This is a genomic window from Streptomyces sp. WELS2 (assembly GCF_013870595.1).
Taxonomy (GTDB): Bacteria; Actinomycetota; Actinomycetes; order Streptomycetales; family Streptomycetaceae; genus Streptomyces.
Window position 1 is genome coordinate 1 of record NZ_JACBWZ010000341.1, and the last position, 6,272, is coordinate 6,272.

The following is a 6,272-nucleotide window of genomic DNA, read 5'->3' on the forward strand; positions in this document are numbered from 1 at the left end:
GACCCGCCGCTCGGCGATGCCGGTACGGGTGCGGATCCATTCGTCGGAGGTGTCCATCCGGCCGGCCAGCTCGTCGTTGGTGACCACGCGGGGCGGCAGGGCGGAGCCGAGGCCCGCCAGGACGGCGGCTCGCCGGGTCATCGCACGATCACCGAGGCCCGGTCGGACTCGGTGCGCATGTCCAGGGCCTGGTACTCGGCCTCGGCGCGCGCGATCGCCTCGTGCGGCGGCATCAGCACCGGCAGGTCGAGGAGCCCGGCGATGCGCACCAGCCGCTCGGCGACGGTGCCGCCCACCACATGGGCGGGGATGCCGAGTTCGGCGGCGACCTCGAGGAGGCGCTCGTCGGCCATCGAGCGGAAGCGCTCGTTGACCGGGCGGTGCCCGTCGGCGGCCAGCGCCAGTTCGTTCGGCAGGTGCACGAACACGTCGTACGTCTGCTTGACGTGCTGCTTGAAGGCGATTCCCAGCTGCTCCATGACCTCCTCGAACACGCGTATCTCGGGGGTGCGCTCGACGCTCTCGAACGCGCCCAGGTGGACGGACTCGTTGGGGTTGATGCCGACGATCACGCGGACGGAGCCGTAGATCCACTCCTGGAGCGAGGAACCGTCGGAGATGAACGGGCCGTCGAACCGGCTCTCGTGCACGGCCCGGTCCACATGGCGGCGCACGATCAGCTGCACGAGTTCGGCCGCGGTGCACTGCTCCAGGGTCTTTCCGGGCACGGCTTCCGGCAGCAGCTCACGCATGGTACGGGCCCGGGTGCGGGGAATTCCCACGTAGTGCGCGAGGGCGTACGACGTGAGTGTCTTTCCCGATGAATAGGTGCCGGATATGGCGATGCGCATGGCAGGCTCCAGTTTCCGGGCGGCGCGGGCCGCCCCTTTTCCTTTCCCGGAGTCCCGGTGGACTCCGGGAATTCTCGGTTTGCCGACGGGAGGGGAATTCAGCCGGGCAGCCGGTGCGCCACGCTGCAGCGCACGGTGTTACCGGCGAGGCTGCCGACGATGTCGGCGGCGCGCCACGTCTCGTCGTCCCGCCGCAGCAGCGCGCTGTTCTCCAGCCTTACGCTGAGCGGGGTCTCGTAGCGGATGGGATCGGGTTCGACGCCCGCGGTGAGGACGGTGGTGCGCATCCACAGCGTGTTGCTGGCGCCCCGGGAGATCCCGTCGGTCTCGTACAGCAGGATCTGGCCCAGTTGCAGACTGGTCACAAAGGTGTCGACCAGGCCGACGAAGGGCTGGTAGAGGCCCTCGGTGCCCTCGGTCGCGAGGACGCTGCCGGGCTCCTGGGCCACGTCCACCACGGCGTCCGCGCGGGCCTCGGCCACGCGCGCCACGACCTTGCGGACGCACTGGGTGCGGGCCGCGAAGCCGGTGCCGTAGTACTGCCGGCCGGCGGGGCCGAGCAGCTCCTGCGGCGAGGTGTAGGTGGCCTCGGCCGGGGCGTCCGCGGCCGGGGTGGCGGCCCCCGGGTGGCGCAGCGCGGTGCGTATCCGCATCACGCCGACCAGGGTCTCCAGCCGGGACACGACCGCGTCGCCGTCGTCGTCGGTGGCCGGTGTGCTGCCCAGCAGGGTGCTGCGCACGGGCAGCCCCGTCAACTCCTCGTCGGGCACGGTGCCGGCCTTGATCCGCACGTGCAGGACCCGGCCGGCGCGGCGGCGTTCGGCGGTCAGGCGCAGGGCGTGGGTGAGGGTGGCCTCGCTCAGGTGCACGGCGGTGATCAACCCGTCGACCGTGCTCAGGTGCGGGCGCAGGTCGCCGTGCCGGGCCTTGGTCGACCAGTCCGGCGGATAGCCGACGTCGAGGCGGCCGGACAGTTCGGTACGGCCCTCCTCGCCGCGGCTCACCTCCAGTTTGTCGTGGCGGTAGGTGACGCGTCGGAAACCGGAGCCGAAGAACCGCTTCTCGGCCGGGCCGAGATAGTCGTCGACCGAGTCGAGCAGCAATTCCTTGGCAGAACCCTTCTCAGGCAATGCGCACTCCCTCGTGGCGAGGCCCAACGGGCGCTTCTCGGTCTGCTCGACGCTAACCGAATCCGGCCGTCGCAAGGAGAGTCGGTTCATGCGGTTACTGCCGACACCACCCTGGACACCACCAGCTGACGGTCTTTCGGCCGGCTCCGGGAATTGACTAACGTCGGCGGTGTTCGCGGACAACGGATTCCAGTTCCGCAACGGGGGAGGTTCGCCATGTCCGACGTCAGTATCGGCCCATGGGCCGTCACAGCCGAGTTCAGCCACGAGCAGCTGGTCTCCAAGATGGGGATCGAGCTGGTCCGGTGCGAACCGGGCCTGGTCATCGGCACCATGCCGGTGGACGGCAACCGGCAGCCCGTCGGCATCATGCACGGCGGCGCCAACGCCGTGCTGGCGGAGACCCTGGGGTCCCTCGCCGCGTTCCTGTACGCCGGTCCCGGTGGCCGGGCGGCCGGCCTGGACCTGTCCTGCACACACCACCGCTGGGTGGCCAGCGGCCGGGTGACGGGGGTGTGCCGGCCCCTGCACGAGGGGCGGACCACCGCCACGTACGAGATCGTGATCAGCGACGGCTCCGGTCGGCGCTCCTGCACCGCCCGGCTGACCTGCGCCGTCAGCCTCCCCCCGGCCGCCCGGGCCCGCGGCGCCGTGCGCACGGCCTGAGCCGGGCCCGGTCCCCCGCACCAGCCATCGACCGGTTCCCCCGCGTCCCAACGAAGAAAGGCCAAACACCCCATGTGCCACAGCACCGACAGCAGGCCCCCCGCCGTCGCCGACCCCGGCAGTGTGGCCGAGGAGGGGCTGATCGAGCTGACCTCCGAGGACGGTACGGCGTTCACGGCCTTCCACGCCCAGCCGGGTGAGCCCAACGGCCGCGGTGTCGTGATCCTGCCGGACATCCGCGGCGTCCACGCCTACTACCAGGAGCTGGCCCGCCGGTTCGCCGAGGCCGGGTTCTCGGCGGTCGTGCTTGACTACTACGGCCGCACGGCCGGGCTCGGGCCCCGGGACGACACGTTCGAGTGGGAGCCGCACTTCAAGCAGCTCGTGCCGGACCGGGTGGCCGAGGACGCCCGTGCCGCCGTCGCCTTCCTGACCGGGAAGAACCCCGGTGTCACCGTGTTCTCCGTCGGCTTCTGCCTCGGCGGCGGACACTCCTGGCGGCTCGCGGGCGCGGGTTTGGGCCTGGCCGGCTCCATCGGCTTCTACGGCCTCCCGGGCCTGGCGGAGGACCGTCTGCGGGACATCTCCGCGCCGCTGCTCCTGCTGCTCGCCGGCAACGACGTCGCCACCAGCCAGGAGGACTTCGCCGCCTTCCGCGGCAAGCTGGACGACGCCGGCAAGACGTACGAGTACAAGGTCTACGAGGGCGCGCCGCACTCCTTCTTCGACGGCGGCTCAGCGGAGTGGAAGGACATCAGCGCCGACGCCTGGCGGCGGGTGCTGGACTTCACCGCCCGCCACGCGGAGAGCGTCGCATGACCCGTGACATCCGTGACGAGCAGCGGGACAACCCACGCTTCGTCACCGGGCAGGCGAGGCTGGAAGGGCTCGGCGACAAGGGCGACGCGATCTTCACGGCGCTCGCCGACGTGGCCCCCGACATGGGCCGGTATGTGGCCGAGTTCGTCTTCGGTGACCTGTACGGGCGGCCCGGACTGGACGACCGGCAGCGGCAGTTGGTCACGCTGGCCATGCTCGCCGCGCTCGGTGACACCGACCGGCAGTTCGCCTTCCACCTGGGCCTGGGGCTCAACGCCGGACTCATCCCCGAGGAGGTCGTGGGCGCCCTGGTGCACGGTCTGGCGTTCATCGGCTTCCCCCGTACCTTCAACGCCCTGTCCACGGCCAAGCGCGTCTTCGCCGAGCGCGGGCTGCTGCCGGTGGACGGGGCGCCCGGGGCCCGCTGACCGGATTCCCGCCCCGTTCCCGGCCGGGGCACGGGGCGGGGATCCCCGTCACACCCGCGTCCGTCCCCGGCCATCTCGTGCGGAAGGAGCATCCGTGCGCCGAGCAGCGGCCTTCTTCGACGTCGACGGTACCGTCACCAACGTCACCTGCATGTTCCGCTTCCTGGAGTACCGCCTGGCCGCCGAGGGGCACCCGGCCTCGGTGTACCGGCACGAACGCCGGCGGCTGAAGGCCATGACGGCCGCCGGGGTGCCGCGCGCGGAGACCAACCGCGCCTCTTTCGCCTCCTACGCCGGTGCCGACGTCCGTGCGATCGCCCGCCTGGCCGAGGACTGGTTCCGGGCCGAGCTGCGCTCCGGGCCCTTCTTCAACGAGCACGTGGTGGACGCGCTGCGCCGGCACCAGCGGGAGGGTGACCTGGTGGTCCTGGTGTCGGGCTCGTTCCGCGCCTGCCTCGCCCCCGTCGCCCGCCACCTCGGCGCCGACGTCGTGGTGTGCTCGGAGCCCGAGACGGCGGACGGCAGGTACACCGGGCGGGTGGCCGTCCCGATGATCGGTGCGGCCAAGGCCGAGGCGGTCCGCGCCCTCGCCGCCCGCGGCGGCCTCGATCTGGCCGCCTCCACGGCCTACGGCGACCACGTCTCCGATCTGCCGCTGCTGCGCCTGACCGGACGGGCGGTCGTCGTGGGCGACGACCCGGTGATGCGGGAACTGGCCCGGCTGAACGGCTGGCCACGGTGGCCCCGCACGCCGGCGGCGGACCCCGGCGTGCTCACAGCAGTTCCGCCGCCTGGGTCAGGAGTTTCTCGTAGATCTCCGGGCGGTCCTCGTCGATGACCGGATAGCCGACGCCGAATCCGCCGTTGACCCAGTGGGCCGTGATGCCCGGGTTGGCGCTGTCCGTGCCGTCGTGGAGGAACAGGTGCGGGCTGCAGACGACCCGGCCGTCGCGGGCCGACTCGTACTGGGCCATGATCGCCGGCCGGGCGGTGCCGCTGTCGAAGGCCTCGGCCAGCGCCGCCACGTCCACCGCGCCGGTCTCCGCGGCGACGTCGAGGATGACGTGGCGCTGGGAGACGCACCGGTTCTCGGCCCAGAAGGCGCGGCGCAGGGCGCGGTCCAGCTGCTCGCTGGCGTGCCAGCCCTGCGCCTTGGCCGCGTGCACCGCCTCCAGCGCCGGCAGTGTGGTCACCGGGTAGGCCCAGTCCGGTCCCTGCCACAGCCGCCAGCCGGCCTCGGGTTCCAGCGCGCCGAGCACGGAGATCTCCGAGTCCACTCCGGGGCGGGCGTTGACCTCCCGGTTGAACAGCTCCAGCGGGAAGGCCCGCAGATCGAACCAGAGCCGTCCCTCCAGGCCGAGGCGGCGCCGGGTCTCGTGCAGCCGGTGCACGGCGACGTGGGCGAAGGAGCAGTTGAGGTCGGTGTAGACGGCGATGGTGTCGGGTGCGGCGGGCAGCCGGGGATCGGACTGCCCGTCGGTACCGGGGGTCGTACGGGTCATGGAGTCTCCTCGATGCGGATCAGTCCCCACCAGCCCTCGCTCAGGCCCCAGTGGAGATTGCCGGTGCGGTAGACGTGATCTCCCGGGTGCTGGGCACGGAAACGCACCGTCCGGGTGCTGCCGGAGGCCAGTGCGCCGATCGTGGACACATACCAGCCGAGGCCGGTCTCGGAAGCGTCCCACACCTGCCCGTGCACGGTGAAGCACTGGTTGCGCATCCGGTGGGAGGCGATGGCCAGGTGGACGGCCACCTGGTCGCCGGGCCGGCAGGTGAGCAGCGGGGTCGGCGGGTGGGGGTCGGCGAGCACCGGGTCCAGCGGGTGCAGCGCCGCGGTGCGGTAGTTGTACGCCTTCTGGCCGGCGTCGTCGGGGCTGTCGGAGAACAGGTCGGTGACCGGCTGGGTGAGGTCTCCGTCGTGGTAGAGCCGCAGGCCGTCCTGGGCGAGCAGGACGAGTTCGCGTACCGGTTCGGCGTCCGGGCGGCGCACCACGGCCCGCTCGCCGGTCCACCGCTCCCGTCCGGTGTCCGGGTCGTACGGGGTGGCGTCGGCCTCCTCCACCACCAGCACCCCGGCCAGTCCGCGCCGCGGGTGCGAGATGACGTCCGCGTGGGAGCGCAGCAGCACCACGCCGGGCTCGGCGGCGTACCAGCGGTAGGTGCGGGCGGCCCCGGGCTTGACGGTGGAGTCGGAGTTGCGGCCCACGTGGGCGCCGTCGTCGGTGCGGACGTCGAAGTCGAGCAGGGTGGGGTGCAGGGAGACCCGGCCGGACACGGTCCGGGCGCCGGGGTCCGCCTCGTTCATCAGGGCCGGGTCCAGCGGGCTGGCGGGCTGCGGCCCGTCCAGCTCGTTGACGAGGGTGACCTCGACCCACTCA

General features: G+C 72.2%; 7 protein-coding genes and 2 pseudogenes. 4 read left to right on the plus strand and 5 right to left on the minus strand.

The genetic code is table 11. The features are described from left to right. The 3 genes and pseudogenes from H5J33_RS37595 to H5J33_RS19765 all read right to left on the minus strand — a co-directional run. Positions 1-141, minus strand: a pseudogene (locus H5J33_RS37595) (3-oxoacyl-ACP synthase); the annotation flags it as partial. Continuing rightward, on the minus strand, positions 138-851 hold the full coding sequence (locus H5J33_RS19760) for an AAA family ATPase (RefSeq protein WP_181796258.1): 714 nt from the start codon (positions 849-851) through the stop codon (positions 138-140). The pseudogene H5J33_RS37595 and the gene H5J33_RS19760, both read right to left, overlap by 4 nt. Positions 852-949: 98 nt before the next feature. Continuing rightward, entirely contained in the window at positions 950-1,981 is a 1,032-nt protein-coding gene (locus H5J33_RS19765; protein WP_181796259.1) for an AvrD family protein, read from the minus strand. 216 nt (positions 1,982-2,197) lie between these two features. Here H5J33_RS19765 and H5J33_RS19770 point away from each other — a divergent pair, with 216 nt between their 5' ends. The 4 genes from H5J33_RS19770 to H5J33_RS19785 all read left to right on the plus strand — a co-directional run bounded on the left by H5J33_RS19770 (position 2,198) and on the right by H5J33_RS19785 (position 4,732). Further along, positions 2,198-2,647 (plus strand): hotdog fold thioesterase, encoded by a 450-nt coding sequence (locus H5J33_RS19770; protein ID WP_181796260.1) that lies wholly within the window; start codon positions 2,198-2,200, stop codon positions 2,645-2,647. A 72-nt stretch (positions 2,648-2,719) separates the two neighbouring features. Continuing rightward, the gene (locus H5J33_RS19775) at positions 2,720-3,466 is read left to right on the plus strand and encodes a dienelactone hydrolase family protein (RefSeq protein ID WP_181796261.1); all 747 of its coding nucleotides are present in this window, start codon (positions 2,720-2,722) and stop codon (positions 3,464-3,466) included. After that, positions 3,463-3,894 carry a carboxymuconolactone decarboxylase family protein gene (locus H5J33_RS19780; protein WP_181796262.1) on the plus strand — a complete coding sequence of 144 codons (432 nt, stop codon included), beginning with the start codon at positions 3,463-3,465 and terminating at the stop codon, positions 3,892-3,894. The genes H5J33_RS19775 and H5J33_RS19780 overlap by 4 nt, the downstream gene beginning before the upstream one ends. 94 nt (positions 3,895-3,988) lie before the next feature. After that, positions 3,989-4,732 (plus strand): HAD family hydrolase, encoded by a 744-nt coding sequence (locus tag H5J33_RS19785; RefSeq protein ID WP_309485446.1) that lies wholly within the window; start codon positions 3,989-3,991, stop codon positions 4,730-4,732. Here H5J33_RS19785 and H5J33_RS19790 read toward each other — a convergent pair. Further along, entirely contained in the window at positions 4,668-5,396 is a 729-nt protein-coding gene (locus tag H5J33_RS19790) for a DsbA family protein (RefSeq protein ID WP_181796263.1), read from the minus strand. The two genes, H5J33_RS19785 and H5J33_RS19790, sit on opposite strands and share 65 nt — an antisense overlap. After that, positions 5,393-6,272 (minus strand): annotated as a pseudogene (locus tag H5J33_RS19795) (hypothetical protein); the annotation flags it as partial. The gene H5J33_RS19790 and the pseudogene H5J33_RS19795, both read right to left, overlap by 4 nt.